Genomic DNA, 21,306 nt, shown 5'->3' on the forward strand with positions numbered 1-21,306 from the left:
CCACCGCTTCTGTCACCGCGGAGGCTAAAGAGGTGGGTTACGCTGCGCTAACCCACCCTATGCGAGCTACGCCACCCGCCACTCCGGAACGCCATCCGCAGCCATCGTGATCTCGCCGAGCGACCCCACCGGCGTGCGGTCCATGTTGAGCAGACGCGCCAGAGTCGCCGCGTCGCTCGCCGGAATGCGCGCGAGTGTGCGCCGCTCGTCCGCCGTCCGCAGCATCGCCACGCCGTGTTCGACCTCGCCGCCGCGGCCATAGAGCACCGTAAAGCTCTCGACCTTGCCCCTGCCTGAGGCATCCGTGACGAACTCGGGCACTGCGCGCTTGTTGCGGTCGGCCTCGCCTTGCACGCTCGTCTCCTGCGCCAACGCCTCACGCGGCGTCTTCGACACCACCAATGCGTGGTGCTTGGTGACGAAGCCGCCCTGGCCGTAGAGCAGCCCGAGCTTGGCACCATCGCGCACACGCCGCACCATCGCGCAGGCCGCGTGTGTCATGTAGGTGTTGAGCGGCGCACCGAAGAAGGTCAGGCCACCGGTCACGGTCGGCTGCACGTCGGCCCCGAGGCCAAGCGTCCGCCGCGCCATCTTGGGTACGCAGGGGAAGCAGCTATAGAGCTCGATCGCGTCGAACTTTTTGCCGTCGCCGCCGGCGAGGTCCATCACCGCCTTCAGCACTGCGTTCTGCGGATGGCTCTCGTAAAACTGGTCGCGTAAGAGATAGTCGCGCGGCTCTTCGGCCGAGGCGCCGCCGAGCGGGTAGACCAGCTTGTCCTCCGCGATGCCGGCCGCGCGCGCCTTGGCGAGGCTGGTGAGCAGCAGCGCGCCGCCCATGTTGACGCTGGGGTTGGCGACCATGAGCTTGTTGTAGGGCCACGCGATCAGCCGGTTGTCGGCCGTCGGCGTTGTGATCTCGTCCGGCTCATAGCGCCGCTTCAGCCAGGCGTTGGGATTTTCGGCGGCGGCCTCGGAGTAGCGCGACCACAGCGTGCCGGACTCTGCCATGGCTTCGCGCGGCGTCTGGCCCCAATGGGCGGAGGAGGCGGACTCATAGAATGGATAAACGGTGACGGGACGGAACACGCCGAGCTTCACCGCCAGCGGCTTCTGGAATGCCGCACCACGCTTGGGCTCCTCGACGTCATGGGCGAATGCCGTCCAGGGTAGCTTGACCCCGGCGCGCTCCGCCTTGGTCGCGGTCGACTGCGCCTCCGCGCCGCAGATTGCCGCCACTGTGCATTCGCCACGCGCGATGCGCTTTGCCGCCTCGTGGATGTAGCGGATCGGGCTCTCGCCGCCCACCGGGCCGTAATAGCAATGCGCAGGCGCAATGCCGAGCCGCTGCGCCAAAAGCTTTTCCGGATCGCGATAACGCCAGCTCAGGAAGTTGACGACGTCGAGCGACTGCAGCTCGCCAAGCAGTTTTGCGCCGGCGTCCTGCTCGGCCCGCCGTAGCGCCTGTTCGAGCAGATCCAGCGGCTCGAGGCCGTCGGTGATCTCCTTGGGTCGGTCGACGATCTCGCCGATGCCGACGATGACGGGGATGCGGTCTTCCGGGATTGAGGTCTTGGTCATTTCTTCTTGTTTCACGTTTCAGATTTTTGGCACGCCGTCGTCTTTCGAGGGCCGCTGAAGAAGCGGCCACCTCAGGATGACGGCTACGGACGCAGCGTCATCCTGAGGTGCGAGCCGAGGGGCGCATCGCGCCGCTTGGCGAGCCTCGAAGGATGGGCCGCGCACACCGTCACTCCGCCACCAGTGCATTCATGTGCTCGACGGCCTCGGCAAATTCTTCCTTGAACTCCTGCACCACCGCGCCCGCCGACTTCACGCTGTCGATCAGGCCGACGCCCTGGCCGACGAAATAGCTGACGAGGTCGCGCGCCTTGGCGTTGCCGCTCGCCGCCGCGCGATCGATCGCGTTGAAGGCGTCGCGGCTGACGATGCTTTGCAGCGGCATCGGCAGCGCGCCTGGGCTATCCGGCGCGCGATCCCAGGCATCGGTCCAGACCGAGCGGAGCTGGCGTGCCGGCTTGCCGGTACGTCCCTTCGAACGGATCGCGTCGCGCGAGGACGCCGCGATCATCTTCTCGCGGAAGATCTCCGTGGTCTCGGCCTCGACGGTGGCGAGCCACACCGAGCCGGTCCAGGCGCCCGCCGCGCCCATCGCCATGCAGGCGGCCATCTGCCGTCCCGTCATGATGCCGCCGGCCGCGAGCACCGGCACGTCGCGGATATTCTTGATCGCCTTGATCACCTCCGGCACCAGCACCAGGGTGGAGACCTCGCCGCAATGGCCGCCGGCCTCGGTGCCCTGCACCACGAGAATGTCGACGCCGGCCGCGACCTGGCGCAGGGCATGCTCCTTGGCGCCGACGAGGGCGGCAACCGGTACGCCGTGCTTCCTGCCCATCTCGATCATCGCCTTCGGCGGCACGCCCAGCGCGTTGGCGATCAGACGGATCGGATGGTTGAAGGAGACCTCGAGCAGCTGAAGTGCCGTCTTTGCATCGAACGGTTGCGGCTGGTTGTCGGCCACATCACTTGTCGTCAACTCGATGTCGTACTTCTTCAGCAGGTTACGCGTGTAGGCGCGGTGCTCCTGCGGCACGCGCGCCTCCAGGCTCTTCCAGGTGACGTCCTTCTCGCCTGCGGTCGAGATGTTTTCGGGGATCAGCACGTCGATGCCGTAGGGCTTGCCGTCGACATGATCGTCGATCCATTTCAGCTCGCGTTCGAGCGTGTCGGGCGTGTGCACGGTGGCGCCTAACACGCCAAAGCCACCGGCTCGGCTGACGGCGGCAACGACGTCGCGGCAATGGCTGAAGGCGAGCAGCGGGAACTCGATGCCCAGCATGTCGCAGATCGGCGATTTCATGGCTCTCTCCCGGCAGCCGTCGCGTTGCTGTTGTTGCTTTGCTTGAGCGAAGGCGCTTCGACGCTAGCTCATCGTCACCCGCGATGCCAATCCGGATTTGGCCGCGCATCTTGCGTGCAGACGCCACGCGGCGGATGAGCCATTCCGCTGCACAAAATAAACAGACCGGAGCCCGCCGATTTGCCTCTTGCGCTTTTGTGGGTCTGTGAGAATGCTGGCTCAAACAAAGAGAAAACAGCGAGGGAGCGCCAACCGATGTCGCAAGCGCAAGCGGGTCCGGCCCGAACCGTGAAGGCCTACGACGTGGTCGTCGTCGGCGCGGGCTTTGCCGGCATGTACATGCTGCACCGCCTGCGCGGTCTTGGCTTCTCGGCGCGCGTCTATGAGCAGGGTGGTGGCGTCGGCGGCACCTGGTACTGGAATCGCTATCCCGGCGCGCGCTGCGATGTCGAGAGCATGCAGTACTCCTACTCGTTCTCGGAAGAGCTTCAGCAGGAATGGGACTGGAGCGAGCGCTACGCGCCGCAGCCGGAAATCCTGAACTACGCCAACCACGTTGCCGACCGTTTTGATCTTCGCCGCGACATCCAGTTCGACACCCGCGTCGAGCGCGCGGCGTTCGACGCGCGCGCGAAGTGCTGGTCGGTGATGACGTCGGACGGCCAGACGGTTGAGGCGCAGTTCATCGTGCTCGCGACCGGCTGCCTCTCGAACGCGCGCAAGCCCGACATCAAGGGCCTCGAGAGCTTCAAGGGACCTGTCTACCACACCGGCAACTGGCCGCATGAGCCGGTCGATTTCACGGGTCAGCGCGTCGGCCTCATCGGGACTGGTTCATCGGGTATCCAGTCGGCCCCCATCATTGCCGAGCAGGCACGACATCTCACAGTCTTTCAGCGCACGGCGAATTTTTCGATTCCTGCCTGCAACGCCGCGCTGACCGACGAAGAACGCAACAACTTCCGCAGGACCTATCCGGAGATCCGCCGCTTCGCCCGCGAAGTCGCACGCAACGGCATTTTCGCCGAGCAGCCCGATCGCGGCGCGCTCGACGACAGCGACGAGACCAGGAACGGCAAATATTCGGCGCGCTGGGAGCGCGGCGGGCTCACCTTCATGTATGTCTACAACAATCTCGGCCTTGAGCGATCCGCGAACGATACCGCGGCGAACTTCGTGCGCGGCAAGATCGCCGAGATCGTGAAGGACCCCGAAACCGCGAAGCTGCTCCAGCCGAACAGCCATCCGATCGGCACCAAGCGCATCTGCATCGATACGGAGTACTTCGCGACCTTCAACCGGCCGAACGTCTCGCTGGTCGACATCAAGACCAATCCGATCGAGGAGATCACCGCGAATGCCGTGCGTGTCGCGGGCAAGGACCACGAGGTCGACGCGCTGGTGATGGCGACGGGGTTCGATGCCATGACTGGCTCGGTCGCGAAGATCGACATCAGTGGCCCGGGTGGACGGACGCTGAAGGAGAAGTGGGCGGAAGGCCCAAAGACCTATCTCGGGCTGATGAGCGCGGGCTTTCCGAACCTGTTCATCATCACCGGCCCCGGCAGTCCGTCGGTGCTGTCGAACATGATCGTCTCGATTGAGCAGCATGTCGACTGGATCGCCGATTGCCTCGTCCACATGCGCAGGCAGGGTGTTGCCACCATGGAGGCGGGCGGGGAGGCCGAGGACAAGTGGGTCGCCCATGTCAACGAGGTCGCCCACGGCACGCTCTATCCGCAGGCCAATTCCTGGTACATGGGCGCCAACATTCCCGGCAAGCCGCGCATCTTCATGCCCTATATCGGTGGCGTCGGCGTCTACCGCCGGATCTGCGACGAGGTCGCGGCGAAGGGATATGAGGGGTTTTTGCTGGGGCGGGCCGAGCAGGGGCTGACGGCGGCCGCGTCCTGAACCTGGCTCTTTCCGATCGTCATTCCCGGGGGGCGCGGAGCGGCGGGCCCGGAACGACGGCACGGAAGTGGCCTGCCATGACGAAACGTAGAGTTGCCCCGCCCGGCAATGCATTTCTGCGCCCTTGCCATCGGCCATTCGCGGGCTAATTAATGCAGGCGCATCTTTTCGCCGGAGCCCCCGCATGACCGACGCCCCCGCCTACGTGCCGCCCAAAGTCTGGACCTGGAACAAGGAGAACGGCGGGCAGTTCGCCAGCATCAACCGGCCCATCGCCGGTCCCACCCACGACAAGGAGCTGCCGGTCGGCAAGCATCCCTTCCAGCTGTATTCGCTGGCGACGCCGAATGGCGTGAAGGTCACGGTGATGCTGGAGGAACTGCTGGCGCTCGGCCACAAGGGCGCCGAATACGATGCCTGGCTGATCAGGATCGGCAATGGCGACCAGTTCGGCAGCGGCTTTGTCGACATCAACCCGAACTCGAAAATTCCCGCGCTGGTGGACCGCTCCGGTCCTGAGCCGATCCGGGTGTTCGAATCCGGCTCGATCCTGGTCTACCTAGCCGAGAAGTTCGGCGCCTTCCTGCCGAAGGACATCAAGAGCCGCACCGAAGCCATGTCCTGGCTGTTCTGGCAGATGGGCAGCGCGCCCTATCTCGGCGGCGGTTTTGGTCACTTCTATGCCTACGCGCCGACCAAGATCGAATACGCCATCGATCGCTTTGCGATGGAGGTCAAGCGCCAGCTCGACGTTCTCGACCGGCGCCTTGCCGACAACGAGTACCTCGCGGGCAATGAGTACACCATCGCCGACATCGCGGTGTGGCCCTGGTATGGCGCGCTCGCCAAGGGGCTGGTCTATGGCGCCGGCGAATTCCTGTCGGTGCAGGACTACAAGCACGTGCAGCGCTGGACCGACCAGATCGCCAAGCGCCCGGCCGTCAAGCGCGGCCGCATGGTCAACCGCGTCTCCGGCGATCCCGCCAGCCAGCTCCACGAGCGCCACGACGCCGGCGATTTCGACACCAAGACCCAGGACAAGATCGAGCCTGCGACGTAGGTGCGTAGGGTGGATTAGCCGAAGGCGTAATCCACCATCTCTTTGCAAGAATTTGGCGGATTACGCTTGCGCTAATCCGCCCTACGATTTCTTGGTCCCCTCCGCGGCCGGAAACACCACGCGATCATCCGTGCGGCAGTAGCGATCCGCGAACATGCGGCCGATCGGGTGATAGCGGTCCATGTGCACCCGCATCGCCTTGTCGTCCCACAATTCGTCGCGGATATGGAAGTGGACGCCTTCGCCCATGATCAGCCGGCGATCGTCGTTGACGTCGATCATCTTCCAGAGCTTGCACTCCATCGCCCAGGGCGTGTCGGCGAGCCGCGGCACGGCGATCCTGGTCGAGGGCGCGAGCTTCAGCCCGAGATAGTCGGGCTCGCCCACTTCGGGGGGAAAGTCTCCGCTGCTCTCGTGCATGGCCTTCGCCAGCGGCTCGTCGGCGAGGTTGACCACGAACTCGCCGGTGCGCTGGATGTTGAGAAACGTGTCCTTGTCCTGGCCGTTGGGCTTGCGGTTCGCCGCGAACATGCACAGCGGCGGATCTTCGCAGAAGGCGTTGAAGAAGCTGAACGGCGCGGCGTTGACGACGCCGGTCGGCCCGACCGAGGTCACCCACGCGATCGGTCGCGGCAGGATGAAGGACGTCAGCACCTTGTAGCGCTCGCGTGGCGTCAGGTCGCTGGCGGCGTATTCCATGGTGGCTCCTGGCGGAAAAGATTCTCGTAGGGTGGGCAAAGCGAAACGTGCCCACCACTTCTTGCGCGGTCGCAATGGTGGGCACGGCGCGCGAAGAACGCGCCTTTGCCCACCCTACGGCATCTCGTGGATCACGCCATGCTCAGCTCGTGGCGTCCCACCACCATCCAGTGCACCTCGTCCGGACCATCCGCGAAGCGCAGATGGCGGACGTCCTGGTACATCTCGGCAAGCGGGGTCCAGTGCGAGATGCCGGTGGCGCCGTGCATCTGGATCGACTGGTCGATGATCTTGCAGGCGCGCTCCGGCACCATGGCCTTGACCATGGAGACCCAGACGCGGGCTTCCTTGTTGCCGAGCACGTCCATGGCCTTGGCGGCTTTCAGCACCATCAGCCGCATCGCCTCGATCTCGCAGCGCGCCTGCGCGATGATCTGCATGTTGCCGCCGAGATGGGCGATTTTCTTGCCGAAGGCCTCGCGGGTGAGGCCACGCTGCACCATCAGATCAAGCGCCTTCTCGGCCTTGCCGATCGTGCGCATGCAGTGATGGATGCGGCCCGGGCCGAGGCGGAGCTGCGAGATCTCGAAGCCCCGGCCTTCGCCGAGCAGCATGTTCTCCTTGGGCACACGGACGTTGTTGAAGCGCATGTGCATGTGGCCGCGCGGGGCGTGGTCCTGGCCGAACACGTACATGGGCCCGAGCACCTCGACGCCTGGCGTATCGCGCGGCACCAGGATCTGCGACTGCTGCTTGCTCGGCGCAGCATCCGGATTGGTCTTCACCATCACGATGAGGATCTTGCAGCGCGGATCGCCGACGCCGGAGATGTAGTATTTCTCGCCGTTGATGACCCATTCGTCGCCGACGATCTTTGCGGTCGTCGAAATGTTCTTGGCGTCGGAGGAGGCGACGTTCGGCTCGGTCATGACATAGGCCGAGCGGATCTCGCCGTTCATCAGCGGCTTCAGCCACTTCTCCTTCTGCTCCTTGGTGCCGACGCGCTCCAGCACTTCCATGTTGCCGGTGTCCGGCGCCGAGCAGTTCATCGACTCGGAGGCCAGCGGGCTCTTGCCGAGTTCGGAGGCGATATAGGCGTAGTCGAGATTCTTCAGGCCCTGGCCGGTCTCGTCGTCGGGCAGGAAGAAGTTCCAGAGGCCTTCCTTCTTCGCCTTGTTCTTGGCGACCTCGAGCACCTCGAGCTGCTTCGGGGTGAAGCTCCAGCGATCCTCTTTGCCTTCGCCGGCCTTGGCGAACTCGATCGACATCGGCTCGACGGTGTCGCGGATGAATTTCCTGACGTGATCGTAGAGCGGCCGGACCTGGTCCGACATGCGGAGATCGTTGAGCTCGTCGCCGGGATTGAGGGTGTAGTTGGTGGTGCGGGGTATGTAGGCGTGTTTCATTGTTTCTCCCATTTCAAATCGCGCGTTGCCGTCAAGAATAGACGTGGCAGTGCCAAAGCGCGAGCGCGTATTTTTCACGCGTCCATGCCATATCGTGGAATATCGCGGCAGCGTTTCAAACACTGTTTGAGCCGGATCGGCATCGCGAGGGCGATAGTCGGTCTACCCGTCTTCTCGCTGATCTCCAGCAGGCCTCTTGCGATCTGACAATGCGGGTTGGATGACAGGGCGCGCCGCCGGACCCATGGCCTTCCGTTGGTTCCAGACTGATTCAGCCTACTCCCGGAGCCTATTGGGACTTTTGCGCCGCGCCGTAACAGGCTAACCTCCTGTTCGCGCGGAGGGAGAGAGCACATGAGTTCTTCCGTTGTACGCGAAGTGCAGTTTCCAAAACAGCCGGCGCTGCAGTTGATCTACGACACGGCGCCGATCGGACTTGCTTATCTCTCACCCGATTGCCGCTATTTGCAGATCAACCAGCGGCTCACCGAGATCTGCGGCATCTCGGTCGAAGACCACCTCGGGCGCACGGTGCGGGATTGCGTGCCGGGGTTGGCGTCCGCCGTCGAGGGCATCGTTCGGTCGATCATGGAGACCGGCGACCCTGTCACCGGGATCGAGGTCTATGGCCAACGTCCCGGCTACAACGACGAACGCTGCTGGATCACCCACTGGCATCCGCAGCGCGGACCGAACGGCAACATCGTCGGCGTTAACGTGGCGGCGGAGGAGATCACCGAACGCAAGCGCGGCGAACGGGAGCTCCGCAGTGCCCGCGACGCGGCCGAGGCGGCGTTGCAACGCCTGAAGGAGGCTCAGGATTCACTGGTGGAGGCGGAAAAGCTCGCGGCTCTCGGACGGTTGGTGGCAGGCGTGGCACACGAGATCAACAGTCCCATCGGGACCAGCCTGACCGTCACCTCTGCGCTGGAACGAAAGACGGCAAAGTTTGCGGCGGAAGTCGCGCGAGGCGGGCTGAAGCGATCGAGCCTGAATGAGTTCGTCGCAGTGGTTCAGACCGCGTCGTCGCATCTGGCCGACAATCTCGCCCGCGCAGCGGAATTGATCCAGTCGTTCAAGCAGGTTGCAGTCGATCAAGATTATCTTGAGCGCCGCAGCTTCGATCCGGGGGAGCTCACTCAACAGGTCGCCGCGGGCCTGCAGCCGGAATTACGAAAGAACAATCTGGCGCTTAATGTCGAATGCCAACCCGGTCTGGCAATAAACAGCTATCCCGGTCCATGCGCGCAGGCGCTGACCAACCTGCTCGAAAATGCGGCGGTGCACGCATTTCCGCATGGCAAGAGCGGAAGCATCAACATCGAGATTTGCGCGCGCGGCCGGGACGATGTCGAGATTGCCGTTTCCGACAATGGCTGCGGAATGAGCGAGGACCTGCGCCGGCAGGCCTTCAATCCGTTCTTCACGACGCGTCGCAGTGAAGGCAGGGTCGGCCTCGGCCTGCACATCGTCCACAACATCGTCGTCAATCGGTTGGGCGGTCGTATCAATCTCGAAAGCGAGCCGGGCGAGGGGACACGAATCCGGATGATCGTGCCGCGAGCCGCGCCTGAGCCGAGTGATGCCTCGTGAGCACCGGACCAGGGGAAAGCAATGTGCACGTGGATGGCCGGGACATTGGCGAGCGGAAGCGACGCCGTCCTTTGGACGGCTATGCCAGGCCATGTCGGTGAAGTGAGCGCTCGGCTCATGCCATCCGGTGCATCGCGCAAAGCTTGTTGCCGTCGAGATCGCGCAAATAAGCGATGTAGAGCTTGTTCCCTGCGCCCTCGCGGATGCCGGGCGGATTCTCGATCGGCGTTCCGCCGGCGGCGATACCGGCGGCGTGCCACTTGTCGACTTGCTCAGGCGAGTTGGCGGCAAAGCCGATGGTGCCGCCATTCGCACACGTGGCGGCCTCGCCGTTGATCGGCTTCGTCACCGAGAACACGCCGGTCTTGGTGATGTAGAAGATGCGATGGCCGTCGACCCTGGCCGGACGCACTTCGAGAGTACTGAGAAGGTTGTCGTAAAAGGCCTTGGCCTTGTCGAGGTCGTTGGTGCCGATCATGATGTGCGAGAACATTTGCCCATTCCCCTTCTGCGCTCACAAGACGAGAAGCCGTAGGGTGGGCAAAGCGCAGCGTGCCCACCACGACATCTAAAAATGCTTATGCTGGGTACGGCGCAGATGCGCCTTTGCCCAACCTACAAGAAATCAAAACGCCGTATAGCCGCCGTCGATCACGAACGTATCCGCGGTGTGATACGACGACGCCTTGCTCATCAGATACACGGCGATGCCGCCGAAATCGCTGGCCTCGCCGAAGCGCCGCACCGGAATGCGAGGCATCACATTGGCCACGAACTTCTCGTTGGCCATGATGCCCGCGGTCATGTCGCTCTTGATCCAGCCGGGCAGGATCGCATTCGCGGTGACGCCGTGACGCGCCAGCTCGACGCCGAGCGCGCGCACCAGCGCGTTGATCGCGGCCTTGGTCGCGGCATAATGCTCATTGCGCGCAGTGCCGAAGATCGAGGCGAGGCTCGATGTCGCGACCAGCCGGCCGAAGGGATCGCCGGCATTGGCGCGCTCGGTCATATGTTTTGCGGCGGCCTGGAACGCGTGGAACACGCCGTCCAGATTGGTCGCAAACATCGTGCGCCACTCTTCCTCGGTGCGCTCGATGAAGGAGCGCCGGCCGCCGCCGCCGATTCCGGCATTGGCGAAGCAGCCGTCGACCCGGCCGAAAATGTCGAGCGTGGCCTTCATCGCGGCATCGACCGAAGCCGGATCGGTGACGTCGCAGACGCGGGTGTCGACCTTGCCGGAGAGGCCCGTCATGCTCGCGGCAGCAGCCTTGTTCTTGTCAGGATTGCGGCCCCAGATCGAGACGTTGCAGCCCTGGCCGGCGAGCGCCTGCGCGATGCCGAGCCCGATACCGCCATTGCCGCCGGTGATCACGGCGGCGCGGCCCGTGAGGTCGAAAAGGTTCATGGCGCGTCTCCTGTTTTTGGCAAGGTTTCTTAGGGCTGCGCGCGCCAGCCTGTGCGCGCAAGATTGTGCGATACGACGACAAGGTATGTTCGGACCACCATGGACAAGGCCGCGACAAAAATCAAATATGCGCCCCGGCAAAACGAATTCCGGTCTGCGAAACATCGCAGACGACAACTGACGAGGAAACCATGCAGTTCAAACACGTCACGCTCGATTTCGATGGCTCGGTCGCGATCCTCCGGCTCGACCATCAGGAGGTGATGAACGCGGTCTCCATGGACATGCTGGGCGGCCTCTCCGATGCGCTCGACGCGATCGAGGAGAAGAAGAGCGAGGTGCGCTGCGTGGTGCTGACCGGCGCGGGGCGGGCGTTCTGCACCGGCGCGAATCTGCAAGGGCGCAACAACCAGTCGAAGAAGACCAAGGCGGGCCTGACGCTCGAGACGGGCTTTCATCCCTTCCTGCGCCGCATCCGCAATCTGCATTGCCCGATCGTGACCGCGGTCAACGGCCCGGCCGCCGGCGCCGGCATGAGCTTCGCGCTGCTCGGCGACATGATTTTGTGCGCGCGGTCCTCTTACTTTCTTCAAGCGTTCCGCCGCATCGGCCTCGTGCCGGATTGCGGCTCGACCTGGCTGCTGCCGCGTCTCGTCGGCCGGGCGCGCTCGATCGAATTGTCGCTGATGGGCGAGCGGCTGCCGGCCGAGAAGGCGCTGGAATGGGGCCTCGTCAACCGCGTCTATGACGACGGCGTGCTGATGGAGGAGGCGATGAAGCTTGCGCGCGATCTCGCCAGCGGCCCGACCGTCGCGCTGTCGCTGATCCGCAAGCTCTACTGGGACAGCCCCGAAAATTCGTTTGAGGATCAGCTCAATCTCGAATTCCAGTGCCAGCTGCGTGCCGGCGACACGGACGATTTCCGTGAAGGCGTTGGCGCGTTCCTGGAGAAGCGCCCGGCGCAGTTCAAAGGCAAATGATCGAGGCCGAGCTCTCCCGCAGCGTCGCGCGCTGGTGCGAAGGGGCGACCGGCGTCACCGGCGCGGCAAAACTGTCCGGCGGCGCCAGCCAGGAAACCTGGCGTTTCGACATCGAGCATCCCGATGGGCCGATCGGCGCGATCCTGCGCCGCTCGCCAAAGGGGTATGGCGCAGCTCCGACGCGCGCGGCGGGCCTCGCCGCCGAAGCGCAGTTGATGCAGCTTGCCTATGAGGCGGGCGTGCCGTCGCCACGCGTGATGCATGTGTTGGCGCCCGACGAGGATCTCGGCACGGGCTTCATCATGCAGCGGGTCGAGGGCGAGACCATCGCCCGCAAGATTCTTCGCGATGATGAGTACGCGGCGGCGCGGCCGCGTCTCGCACGGCAGATCGGCGGCGTGCTCGCCGGGCTGCACAGGCTGCCGCAGGACAAGCTGCCCGAGCTGCGCAGCCGGTCCGCGACCCAGGAGATCTCTGAGTTCGAGCGCGACTATCGCAGCCTGACCTGGCCAAAGCCCGTGTTCGAGCTGGCGCTGCGCTGGCTGCGCGACCATGATCCCGGCCCCTCGGCCGAAGTGACGCTGGTGCACGGCGATTTCCGCAACGGCAATCTCATCATCGGCGCCGACGGCGTCCGCGCCGTGCTCGACTGGGAGCTCGCCCATCTCGGCGATCCCATGGAGGATCTCGGCTGGGTCTGCGTCAACTCCTGGCGCTTTGGCGAGATCGACAAGCCCGTCGGCGGTTTTGGCACACGCGAGGAATTGTTCGCCGGCTATGAGGCCGCGGGCCGCAAATGCGATCCCGTGCGCGTCAAATTCTGGGAAGTGATGGGCACGCTGCGCTGGGGCATCATGTGCGGCGGCATGATGCAGCGGTTCCGCGAGGGGCCGGATCATTCGATGGAACGTGCCATGATCGGCCGCCGCGCTTCGGAAACCGAAATTGATCTCTTGCGGCTGCTCGCGCCGCGCGGGAGGTGAGACATGCAGGATGAACCGACACCGACCGAGCTGACCAAGGCGGTCGCCGATTTCCTCCGCAACGACATCGCGCCGCTGATCTCGGGCCACCAGGCCTTCAAGCTGCGCGTGGCCGTCAACATCCTCGACCTCGTGACGCGGCAGCTGACGCAGGAGGAGGGGGGCGATGCGAAGGAGGTCGAGCGGCTGCGCGCGCTGCTCGGCATGGACGGCTCGATCGCCGATCTCAACCGGGCGCTCGCCGAGCGCATCGCCAATGGCGAGGTCGACCTCGCAACGCCTGGCCTCGCCGAGCATCTGTGGGCGACCACGATGGACAAGCTAGCGGTGGATCAGCCGAATTACGCATCATACAAGCGGGAGCTGGGACGGGACTAGGCGACACTTCATCCCCGTCATTGCGAGGAGCCCTTGCGACGAAGCAATCCAGACTGTTTCCGCAGAGGCAGTCTGGATTGCTTCGCTGCGCTCGCAATGACGAGCAGAGGGGTCTTTTACTTCCCCACCCATTTCGGCGGCCGCTTCTCCGAGAACGCCTTCGGGCCCTCGATATAATCCTGCGAGGCCACCATCGCCTTCACCGCCGGATATTCCCGCTGCTCCTCGATCGCCTGTTCCAGTGACACGGCAAGCCCCTTCTGGATGGTCTGCTTCGAGGCCCGGATCGACATCGGCGAGTTCTTGGTGATCATCTCCGCCCAGCGTAACGCGGCCGTCAGCGCTTCGCCCTGCGGCACCACCTCGTTGACGAAGCCGAGCTCATGGCCCTCCTTGGCGCTGACATGGCGCGCGGTGAGGATCATGCCCATGGCGCGCTTGAGTCCGATCTGGCGCGGCAGCCGGTGCAGGCCGCCGGCGAGTGCGGCGAGGCCGACGCGCGGCTCGGGCAGGGCGAAGGTCGCGTTCTCCGACGCGATGATCAGGTCGCAGGCGAGCGCGATCTCGAAGCCGCCGCCCATGGCGACGCCGTTGACCGCGGCGATGATCGGCTTGTCGCAATCGAAGCGCGAGGTGAGGCCGGCAAAGCCGCCCTTGTCCCAGCCGCGCTTGCCGCCCGCCGCCTGCCACTTCAGATCGTTGCCGGCGCAGAACGCCTTGTCGCCGGCGCCGGTGACGACCGCGACCCACTGCTCCGGATCGGCGGAGAAATCGTCGAACACCTTGTTGAGCTCGAAATGCGCATCGATGTGCAGCGCGTTGTAGACCTCGGGCCGCGACAGCGTGATGATCGTGATCGGCCCATTGCGTTCCACCTTTGAGAATTTCAGATCCATCGCGCGCTCCCGCATTTTCTCGTGAAGGAATATTGGCGTCATACTAGCGCGCGTCAGTGCCGCGACACCATCGAATTGCGCGGACGCGCCTTGCGCCTGTCACACGTCTTGCCTTGCTTGACTTGCGCGCGCACTTCTCACCTTAATCGTGCGAAGCAAAAATGCGCCTAGCGCCTTAACGCAAAACGACAAAACTACTCCGGAGAGAGCCGTGGATTTCTCATTGCCTGCCGATCTCGTCGCCTATCTCGGAGAGCTCGATCGTTTCATCGAACGCGAGATCAAGCCGCTCGAACGAGCCGATGACAACATCCGCTTCTTCGACCATCGCCGCGAATGGGCGCGCACCGATTTCGACAATGGCGGCCTGCCGCGCCATGAATGGGAAGCGCTGCTGCGCAAGGCCAAGGATCTCGCGGACGCCGCCGGCCATCTGCGCTTTCCGGTGCCGAAGCAATATGGCGGCAAGGACGGCTCCAACCTCTGGATGGCCGTGATCCGCGAGCACTTTGCCGCCAAGGGTCTCGGCCTGCACAACGATCTCCAGAACGAGCACTCCATCGTCGGCAATTTTCCCGTTGTCACCATGCTCGATCGCTACGGCCGCGACGACCAGAAGGCGATGATCGACGGCTCGATCAAGGGCAAGTACCGCATCACCTTTGGTTTGACCGAGCCGCATCACGGCTCGGACGCGACCCACATGGAGACGCGCGCGGTGCCGGCGACCCGCGACAACGTCAAGGGCTGGATCATCAACGGCGAGAAGATGTGGACGACCGGCATGCACGTCGCCACGCATTGCGCGCTGTTCGCGCGCACCTCGGGCAATGACGGCGATGCCCGCGGCATCACCTGCTTCCTGGTGCCGGCCAAGAGCCATGGCGTGAAGGTCGAAGAATATATGTGGACTTTCAACATGCCGACGGACCATCCCCGCGTCAGCTTTACGGACGTGTTCGTGCCGGAGGATGCGCTGTTCGGCGAAGTCGGCCGCGGCCTGTCGCTGGCGCAGTGCTTTGTCCACCAGAACCGCATCCGCCAGGCGGCAAGCTCGCTCGGCGCTGCCGTCTACTGCATCAACGAGAGCGTCAAATACGCGCGCGAGCGAAAACCGTTCGGCAGGGCGCTCGCCGAGAACCAGGCGATCCAGTTCCCGCTGGTGGAGCTTGCGACGCAAGCCGAGATGCTGCGCCTCCTGATCCGCAAGACGGCGTGGGAGATGGACCAGCTCAACGAGGAGCAGATCGAGCGCACGCTCTCCGACCGCGTCTCCATGTGCAACTACTGGGCAAACCGCCTCTGCTGCGAATCCGCCGACCGTGCCATGCAGGTCCACGGCGGCATGGGCTATTCACGCCACAAGCCGTTCGAGCACATCTACCGCCACCACCGGCGCTATCGCATCACGGAGGGCAGCGAGGAGATCCAGATGCGCAAGGTGGCGGGATTCCTGTTCGGGTATATGGGGCCGGGGAAGCACTGAGGCGCTGCGCACATATCTCTCTCCGAGTCGTCCCCGCGAAGGCGGGGACCCATAACCCCAGGGAGTGGTTTGGGGTGAGATGGTAACCAAGAGTCTTCGCCAAACTCCTCGCTGTGGTTATGGGTCCCGGGCTCGCGCTGCGCGCGCCCCGGGACGACAGCGGTGATCAATTCACCCTTCTATCCTTCCCCGCCCAATACGGCTCCCTCAGCTGCCGCCGCAAGATCTTGCCTGACGGATTGCGCGGCAGCGCCGGCAAGAACTCCACGCTTTTCGGTGTCTTGAACCCGGCAATGCGTTCGCGGGTGAAGTTGATGATGTCGGTGGCGGTCGCTTGCTTGCCGGGCTTCATCACCACGACGGCCTTCACGGCTTCGCCCCATTTGTCGTCGGGCACGCCGATCACGGCGGCTTCCGCGACATCGGGATGATCGCACAGCGCGCTCTCGACCTCTGCCGGGTAGATGTTCTCGCCGCCGGAGATGATCATGTCCTTGATGCGGTCATGGATGTAGAGGTAGCCGTCCTCGTCCATGTAGCCGGCGTCACCGGTGCGCAGCCAGCCATCGCCGCGCAGCGTCGCTGCAGTCGCCTCCGGCAGATTCCAGTAGCCGGCCATGTTGGAGCCCGAGCGCGTCGCGATCTCGCCGACCTCGCGCGGCGGCAGTGGTTTGCCGTCCGCATCCAGGATCGCGATCTCGACGCCCGGCAGCGCCTTGCCGGCCGAGCGCATCCGCTCGAGGCCCTCGACGTGGTCCTCCGGCGGCAGCGCGACGATGGTGCCTGTCGTCTCGGTCATGCCGTACATCTGCACGAAGCCGCATTTGAAGACCTCAATGCATTCCTTCAGCAGCGCCGCCGGAATCGGCGAGGCGCCATACAGCATGTATTTCAGTCGCGAGAAATCGACCGTCTTCGCGCGCGGCTGCCGCACCACGAACTGCATCGCGGCCGGCACCATGAACAGCTTGGTGATGCCCGACTGCTCGAAGAAATCCAGAACCTTGGTCGGATCGAACTCGCGCGCGATCACGCCGCGGGCGCCGTGGTAGAGCCCCATCACGCCCCAGCCGGAGCCGCCGATGTGGAAGATCGGCATCGCCACCAGCGACACGTCGTCGGTGGACCACCGGTTCCACTCCGGCTTGTCCGCGGCATTGCCTGTTTGCACGAGGTTGAGGAAGTTCGCATGCGACAGCATCGCGCCCTTGGGCTTGCCTGTGGTGCCCGACGTATAGAGCTGGATCGCGATGTCCCTGGTGTCGATCGGCATCCTGGGATCATCGCCGCTCTGCGCATCGCGCCAGGCCGTAAAATCCTGCCATTCCGGCGCGCCGCCTTCGGTGGTGATGACAGTGCGCACGCCAGGCAGCTGGTCCTTGATCTGGCGGACCTGCGCGATGAACTCCGGCCCGACGAACAGCACCGGCGCGTTGCAATCCGCAACGATGAACGCGACCTCGGGCCCGGCGAGACGCCAGTTCACCGGCGCCATCACCACACCCGCCTTCATCGCGCCCATCAGCAGCTCGAAATAGAGGTCGCTGTTCTTGCCGAGATAGGCGATGCGATCGTCCTTCTTCACGCCCATCGCGATCAGCGCGTTGGCGACCTTGTTGGTCTTGACGTCGAACTCGGCAAAGCTGGTGACGCGGCCCTCGAACTCGTAGGCGGTGGCATTGCCGCGGCTGGTCGCGCGCTCGCGCACCATGTCGGCGAGATTCGCCAATGGCTGTGTGGTGGACATGTCTCTCCCGTGGCGTCTTGTTTTTATGCCCGGGAGTGTGGCGTCATCCGCGGGTGAAGACAAGATGGGAGAGGCTCCGCTGTATGGGAAAGCCACGCTGTCGTCCCGGACAAGCGGAGCGCAGAGCCGGGACCCATAACCACAAGGAGAAGTTCGACGAAGACTCGGAGTGACCGGTCTCGCGTCAAACTTCTCCTTGTGGTTATGGGTCCCCGCCTTCGCGGGGACGACAGGGGAGGGCGGGATGAAAGCCTCAGCCCCTCACACGTCTTCCCTCGCAAGGCGACATCACCCCCGCTTGGCCCGATCCTTCTCGTTCTGCGCCATGATGCTCTCGCGCGCGGTTTTCCAGTCGTCGTCGCCCCAGTCGCGGAGCTGGTAGAAATTGCCGCCCATTGCCAGCGCCTGCGCGCCGTCCATCGCGATGGTCTCGCCGCTGATCCAGTCGCAGCCGCCGGAGATCAGGAACACCGCGAGGTTCTGCAATTCCTCCATGGTGCCGACGCGGCCCATCGGGTTCATCGCCTTGGTGCGGGCGCCGGCCTCGTCGCCGGGCTTGATGCGCTTGCTCATGCCCTCGGTCGGGATCTCGCCCGGCGCGATGGTGTTGAGGCGGATGCCGTAGCAGCCCCATTCGGTCGCGAGCGACATCGTCATGGCGTGGATCGCCGACTTGCTCATCGCGGACGGCACCACGTAAGGCGAGCCGTTGCGCACCCAGGTCGTGGTGATGGAAACGACATTGCCGGGCTGCTTCAAGGCGATCCAGCGCTTGCCGACCGCATGGGTGACATAGAACGTGCCGTGCATGACGATGTTGGCGACGGCATCGAAACCGCGCGGCGACAGTTCTTCGCTGCGCGAGATGAAATTGCCGGCCGCGTTGTTGATGAGGTCGGTGAGGGGAGCTTCACGAAAGATGGTCTCGACCATCTCCTCGACCGCGAGCGCGTTGCGGATGTCGACGCCGTGGCTGGTGACGCGGCCACCATGCAGGTCCATCAGTTCGGTCGCGGTCTCGTCGCACACAATCTTGCGCCGGCCGCAGATGTGCACCTCTGCTCCAAGCTGGAGGAAGCGCGCTGCCATCGACTTGCCGAGCCCGGTGCCGCCGCCGGTCACGAGAATGCACCGGCCGGCCAGAAGATTTTCCTTGAACATGGGTGTTTCCCCCGTAGGGATTGTCAGTTAATTGGTCGATTGACTAAATCCGGCCGCCGGCTTCCTGTAAAGCGGCACTGAACAAGAACAGGGGAGAATTCATCCATGGAAGAGCGCGTCTCGGTCTCGATCTCGGAAGGCGTCGCCGACGTGCGCCTGGTGCGCGCCGACAAGATGAACGCGCTCGATCAGGCGATGTTCGAGGCCCTTGTTGCCGCAACCGACCGGCTTTCGAAGGAAAAAGGCGTGCGCGTCGTCGTGCTGTCCGGCGAGGGCCGCGCGTTCTGCGCCGGCCTCGACATGGGGCGTTTTGCCGCCATGAAGGAGAGCGGCGGCAACGGAATTCCGGGTGGCGAAAATCGCGATCTCACCAAGCGCACGCATGGCCAGGCGAACTTTCCGCAACAGGCGGTGTGGGGATGGCGCCAGCTTCCGGTTCCCGTGATCGCGGCCGTGCACGGCGTCGCTTTCGGCGGCGGCTTCCAGCTCTCGCTCGGTGCCGACATGCGGTTCCTCTCGACCGATGCGCGGATGTCGGTGATGGAGATCAAATGGGGCCTCGTGCCCGACATGGCGGGCACGCCGATCCTGGCCTCGCTCGTGCGCGACGACATCCTGCGCGATCTCACCTACACCGGCCGCATCTTCTCCGCACAGGAGGCGATGAGCTACGGCCTCGCGACGCGCATCTGCGACGATCCGCGCGCTACGGCTCTCGAAGTCGCGCGCGAGATCGCCGGCAAGAGCCCCGATGCGATCCGCGCCGCAAAGCGCCTGCTCAACAATCTCTCTGTCGACCCCGGCCCGGCGCTGCTCGCCGAATCCGTCGAGCAGCAGAAGCTGATCGGCAGTGCGAACCAGACCGAAGCGGTGCGCTCCAATCTGGAGAAGCGCGCGGCGAAGTATGCGGATTGATATTCCGTCATTCCGGGGCGATGCGAAGCATCGAGCCCGGAATCCATAACCACGATCGGGAATATGGATTCCGGGCCTGCGCCTTCGGCGCATCCCGGAATGACGACCGTGGTTGTGACTGAGATCTCAAACCCGACGAAAGATCGGAAAACAAAAATGAGCGAAACGTCAGAGTTCCTCGGCATCGTCTCCGGCGAGCGCCGCCGTACCCACGCCGAAGTCGCCAACCGCGCCGATCGCATCGCGAGCGGCCTCGCCAAAATCGGCGTCAAGCAAGGCGATTGCGTCTGCATGCTGATGCGCAACGACATCGCTTTCCTCGAAGCCGCCTACGCCGCGATGCGGTTAGGTGCCTATGGCGTGCCGATCAACTGGCACTTCAAGCCGGAGGAGATCAACTACATCCTCGGGGATACCGGCACGTCCGTGCTGATCGGGCATGCCGACATGCTGCATGCCTTGCGTGATGCCATTCCGAAGGGTGTCACCGTGCTCAGCGTGCCGACCCCGCCGGAGATCCTGTCCAGCTACAAGATCGATCCTGATCACCTGAACACACCGGATTTCGCGATCGATTTCGAGTCATGGCTGGCACAGTTCCAGCCCTATGATGGCCCAATCGTGCCGCAGCCCATGAACATGATCTACACGTCAGGGACGACCGGCCACCCCAAGGGCGTGCGGCGCAATGCGCCCACGCCGGAACAGGCGGCGGCCGGCGAGCGCATGCGGGCGATGATCTATGGGCTCAAGCCCGGCGCGCGCGCGATCCTGCCGGGCCCGCTCTATCACTCCGCGCCGAACTCGTTCGGCATCCGCGCCGGAAAACTCGGCGGCGCGCTGGTGCTGATGCCGCGCTTCGAGGCCGAAGAATTTCTGGGCCTGATCGAACGATACAAGATCGTCACCATCTTCATGGTGCCGACCATGTTCATCCGCCTGATGAAGCTGCCGGAGGCGGTGCGCAGGAAATACGACGTCTCATCGCTGCGCCACATCATCCATGCCGCCGCGCCATGTCCGGCCGACGTCAAGCGCGCCATGATCGAATGGTGGGGGCCGGTGATCTACGAGTTCTACGGCTCGACTGAATCCAGCGCCGTCACCTTCGCGACCTCTGAGGATGCGCTCAAGAGGCCCGGCACCGTCGGCAAGATTTCGCCCGGCGCCGAACTGCGCTTCATCGGCGATGACGGCAGCGTGCTCCCCGTGGGCGAGATCGGCGAGATCTATTCCCGCATGGCGGGGATGGCTGACTTCACCTATCACAACAAGCCGGAGAAGCGCGCCGAGATCGACTGCGACGGTTTCATCACCTCCGGCGACGTCGGCTACATCGACGAGGACGGCTACGTCTTCATCTGCGACCGCAAGCGCGATATGGTGATCTCAGGCGGCGTCAACATCTATCCGGCCGAGATCGAATCCGTGCTCCATGCCGTGCCCGGCGTGCATGATTGCGCCGTGTTCGGCATCCCCGACGCCGAGTTCGGCGAGGCGCTGATGGCGGTGGTCGAGCCGCAACCGGGTGTCACGCTCGATGCCGGCAATATCCGCACCCGGCTCAAGGGCTCGCTCGCCGACTACAAAGTGCCCAAGCACATCGAGATTCGCACGAGCCTGCCGCGCGAAGACTCCGGAAAGATCTTCAAACGTCGCCTGCGCGATCCCTATTGGGAGCAGGCGGGGCGGAATATCTGAAGCCTTGTAGCCCGGATGGAGCGCAGCGCAATCCGGGCTACAACCAGGCAGGTCTGTGGACCATGACCTCGCAGCTCGTGCTATATAAGCGGGATCGTTGA

The 21,306-nt window shown here is 64.2% G+C and carries 18 protein-coding genes; 9 read left to right on the forward strand and 9 right to left on the reverse strand.

Features of this window, described 5'->3' with window-relative positions; all coding sequences use genetic code 11:
- Positions 1–66: 66 nt before the first annotated feature.
- Both ACKWRH_RS12965 and ACKWRH_RS12970 read right to left on the reverse strand, forming a co-directional pair.
- Positions 67–1,578: an acetyl-CoA acetyltransferase gene (locus tag ACKWRH_RS12965; protein WP_445220848.1), complete on the reverse strand. Its 1,512-nt coding sequence runs from the start codon at positions 1,576–1,578 to the stop codon at positions 67–69.
- A gap of 169 nt (positions 1,579–1,747) precedes the next feature.
- On the reverse strand, positions 1,748–2,881 hold the full coding sequence (locus ACKWRH_RS12970) for a nitronate monooxygenase (protein WP_445220849.1): 1,134 nt from the start codon (positions 2,879–2,881) through the stop codon (positions 1,748–1,750).
- A gap of 255 nt (positions 2,882–3,136) precedes the next feature.
- On the opposite strand from ACKWRH_RS12970, the gene ACKWRH_RS12975 reads away from it, so the two are divergent.
- Positions 3,137–4,795 (forward strand): flavin-containing monooxygenase, encoded by a 1,659-nt coding sequence (locus tag ACKWRH_RS12975; RefSeq protein WP_445220850.1) that lies wholly within the window; start codon positions 3,137–3,139, stop codon positions 4,793–4,795.
- A 184-nt stretch (positions 4,796–4,979) separates the two neighbouring features.
- Positions 4,980–5,855 carry a glutathione-dependent disulfide-bond oxidoreductase gene (gene yghU, locus ACKWRH_RS12980; RefSeq protein ID WP_445220851.1) on the forward strand — a complete coding sequence of 292 codons (876 nt, stop codon included), beginning with the start codon at positions 4,980–4,982 and terminating at the stop codon, positions 5,853–5,855.
- Between the two features lie 81 nt (positions 5,856–5,936).
- On the opposite strand, the gene ACKWRH_RS12985 is transcribed toward yghU, so the two are convergent.
- Both ACKWRH_RS12985 and ACKWRH_RS12990 read right to left on the reverse strand, forming a co-directional pair.
- The gene (locus ACKWRH_RS12985; RefSeq protein WP_445220852.1) at positions 5,937–6,554 is read right to left on the reverse strand and encodes a flavin reductase family protein; all 618 of its coding nucleotides are present in this window, start codon (positions 6,552–6,554) and stop codon (positions 5,937–5,939) included.
- A 131-nt stretch (positions 6,555–6,685) separates the two neighbouring features.
- On the reverse strand, positions 6,686–7,960 hold the full coding sequence (locus ACKWRH_RS12990) for an acyl-CoA dehydrogenase family protein (protein WP_445220853.1): 1,275 nt from the start codon (positions 7,958–7,960) through the stop codon (positions 6,686–6,688).
- Positions 7,961–8,368: 408 nt separating this feature from the next.
- Here ACKWRH_RS12990 and ACKWRH_RS12995 point away from each other — a divergent pair, with 408 nt between their 5' ends.
- Entirely contained in the window at positions 8,369–9,553 is a 1,185-nt protein-coding gene (locus tag ACKWRH_RS12995; protein WP_445220854.1) for a sensor histidine kinase, read from the forward strand.
- 115 nt (positions 9,554–9,668) lie between these two features.
- Here ACKWRH_RS12995 and ACKWRH_RS13000 read toward each other — a convergent pair whose 3' ends face one another.
- Together ACKWRH_RS13000 and ACKWRH_RS13005 are read right to left on the reverse strand one after the other, a co-directional pair.
- Positions 9,669–10,046 carry a VOC family protein gene (locus tag ACKWRH_RS13000; RefSeq protein ID WP_445220855.1) on the reverse strand — a complete coding sequence of 126 codons (378 nt, stop codon included), beginning with the start codon at positions 10,044–10,046 and terminating at the stop codon, positions 9,669–9,671.
- Between the two features lie 132 nt (positions 10,047–10,178).
- Positions 10,179–10,958: an SDR family NAD(P)-dependent oxidoreductase gene (locus tag ACKWRH_RS13005; protein ID WP_445220856.1), complete on the reverse strand. Its 780-nt coding sequence runs from the start codon at positions 10,956–10,958 to the stop codon at positions 10,179–10,181.
- 191 nt (positions 10,959–11,149) lie between these two features.
- On the opposite strand from ACKWRH_RS13005, the gene ACKWRH_RS13010 reads away from it, so the two are divergent.
- Genes ACKWRH_RS13010 through ACKWRH_RS13020 form a run of 3 tightly spaced genes read left to right on the forward strand, consistent with a single transcriptional unit; the run spans position 11,150 to position 13,299 of the window.
- Complete coding sequence (locus ACKWRH_RS13010) at positions 11,150–11,938, forward strand: enoyl-CoA hydratase/isomerase (RefSeq protein WP_445220857.1); 789 nt, start codon at positions 11,150–11,152, stop codon at positions 11,936–11,938.
- Positions 11,935–12,921 carry a phosphotransferase family protein gene (locus ACKWRH_RS13015; RefSeq protein ID WP_445220858.1) on the forward strand — a complete coding sequence of 329 codons (987 nt, stop codon included), beginning with the start codon at positions 11,935–11,937 and terminating at the stop codon, positions 12,919–12,921. Before ACKWRH_RS13010 ends, ACKWRH_RS13015 begins: the two co-directional genes overlap by 4 nt.
- A 3-nt stretch (positions 12,922–12,924) precedes the next feature.
- Complete coding sequence (locus ACKWRH_RS13020; RefSeq protein WP_445220859.1) at positions 12,925–13,299, forward strand: DUF6285 domain-containing protein; 375 nt, start codon at positions 12,925–12,927, stop codon at positions 13,297–13,299.
- A 116-nt stretch (positions 13,300–13,415) separates the two neighbouring features.
- Here the strand turns inward: ACKWRH_RS13020 and ACKWRH_RS13025 are convergent, their stop codons facing one another.
- Positions 13,416–14,195, reverse strand: coding sequence for an enoyl-CoA hydratase-related protein (locus tag ACKWRH_RS13025; protein ID WP_445220860.1), 780 nt, complete (start codon positions 14,193–14,195; stop codon positions 13,416–13,418).
- 211 nt (positions 14,196–14,406) lie between these two features.
- Between ACKWRH_RS13025 and ACKWRH_RS13030 the strand changes: the two genes are divergently transcribed.
- Complete coding sequence (locus tag ACKWRH_RS13030; RefSeq protein WP_445220861.1) at positions 14,407–15,681, forward strand: acyl-CoA dehydrogenase family protein; 1,275 nt, start codon at positions 14,407–14,409, stop codon at positions 15,679–15,681.
- Positions 15,682–15,847: 166 nt separating this feature from the next.
- On the opposite strand, the gene ACKWRH_RS13035 is transcribed toward ACKWRH_RS13030, so the two are convergent.
- Together ACKWRH_RS13035 and ACKWRH_RS13040 are read right to left on the reverse strand one after the other, a co-directional pair.
- Positions 15,848–17,428, reverse strand: coding sequence for a fatty acid--CoA ligase (locus tag ACKWRH_RS13035; RefSeq protein ID WP_445220862.1), 1,581 nt, complete (start codon positions 17,426–17,428; stop codon positions 15,848–15,850).
- A 288-nt stretch (positions 17,429–17,716) separates the two neighbouring features.
- Complete coding sequence (locus tag ACKWRH_RS13040; RefSeq protein WP_445220863.1) at positions 17,717–18,589, reverse strand: SDR family oxidoreductase; 873 nt, start codon at positions 18,587–18,589, stop codon at positions 17,717–17,719.
- A 105-nt stretch (positions 18,590–18,694) separates the two neighbouring features.
- Between ACKWRH_RS13040 and ACKWRH_RS13045 the strand changes: the two genes are divergently transcribed.
- Both ACKWRH_RS13045 and ACKWRH_RS13050 read left to right on the forward strand, forming a co-directional pair.
- Positions 18,695–19,504 (forward strand): crotonase/enoyl-CoA hydratase family protein, encoded by an 810-nt coding sequence (locus ACKWRH_RS13045; protein WP_445220864.1) that lies wholly within the window; start codon positions 18,695–18,697, stop codon positions 19,502–19,504.
- Positions 19,505–19,660: 156 nt separating this feature from the next.
- On the forward strand, positions 19,661–21,205 hold the full coding sequence (locus ACKWRH_RS13050; protein WP_445220865.1) for an acyl-CoA synthetase: 1,545 nt from the start codon (positions 19,661–19,663) through the stop codon (positions 21,203–21,205).
- Positions 21,206–21,306: the final 101 nt, after the last annotated feature.

The sequence above is a fragment of the Bradyrhizobium sp. Pa8 genome, assembly GCF_052588265.1.

Coding starts and splice junctions, on each gene's coding strand:
- ACKWRH_RS12970 (WP_445220849.1), bottom strand. CDS start 2,881: ATGAAATCGCCGATCTGCGACATGCTGGGCATCGAGTTCCCGCTGCTC.
- ACKWRH_RS13020 (WP_445220859.1), top strand. CDS start 12,925: ATGCAGGATGAACCGACACCGACCGAGCTGACCAAGGCGGTCGCCGAT.
- ACKWRH_RS12975 (WP_445220850.1), top strand. CDS start 3,137: ATGTCGCAAGCGCAAGCGGGTCCGGCCCGAACCGTGAAGGCCTACGAC.
- ACKWRH_RS13000 (WP_445220855.1), bottom strand. CDS start 10,046: ATGTTCTCGCACATCATGATCGGCACCAACGACCTCGACAAGGCCAAG.
- ACKWRH_RS13010 (WP_445220857.1), top strand. CDS start 11,150: ATGCAGTTCAAACACGTCACGCTCGATTTCGATGGCTCGGTCGCGATC.
- ACKWRH_RS13040 (WP_445220863.1), bottom strand. CDS start 18,589: ATGTTCAAGGAAAATCTTCTGGCCGGCCGGTGCATTCTCGTGACCGGC.
- ACKWRH_RS13035 (WP_445220862.1), bottom strand. CDS start 17,428: ATGTCCACCACACAGCCATTGGCGAATCTCGCCGACATGGTGCGCGAG.
- ACKWRH_RS13015 (WP_445220858.1), top strand. CDS start 11,935: ATGATCGAGGCCGAGCTCTCCCGCAGCGTCGCGCGCTGGTGCGAAGGG.
- ACKWRH_RS12985 (WP_445220852.1), bottom strand. CDS start 6,554: ATGGAATACGCCGCCAGCGACCTGACGCCACGCGAGCGCTACAAGGTG.
- ACKWRH_RS13050 (WP_445220865.1), top strand. CDS start 19,661: ATGAGCGAAACGTCAGAGTTCCTCGGCATCGTCTCCGGCGAGCGCCGC.
- ACKWRH_RS12990 (WP_445220853.1), bottom strand. CDS start 7,960: ATGAAACACGCCTACATACCCCGCACCACCAACTACACCCTCAATCCC.
- ACKWRH_RS12965 (WP_445220848.1), bottom strand. CDS start 1,578: ATGACCAAGACCTCAATCCCGGAAGACCGCATCCCCGTCATCGTCGGC.
- ACKWRH_RS13025 (WP_445220860.1), bottom strand. CDS start 14,195: ATGGATCTGAAATTCTCAAAGGTGGAACGCAATGGGCCGATCACGATC.
- yghU (WP_445220851.1), top strand. CDS start 4,980: ATGACCGACGCCCCCGCCTACGTGCCGCCCAAAGTCTGGACCTGGAAC.
- ACKWRH_RS13045 (WP_445220864.1), top strand. CDS start 18,695: ATGGAAGAGCGCGTCTCGGTCTCGATCTCGGAAGGCGTCGCCGACGTG.
- ACKWRH_RS13005 (WP_445220856.1), bottom strand. CDS start 10,958: ATGAACCTTTTCGACCTCACGGGCCGCGCCGCCGTGATCACCGGCGGC.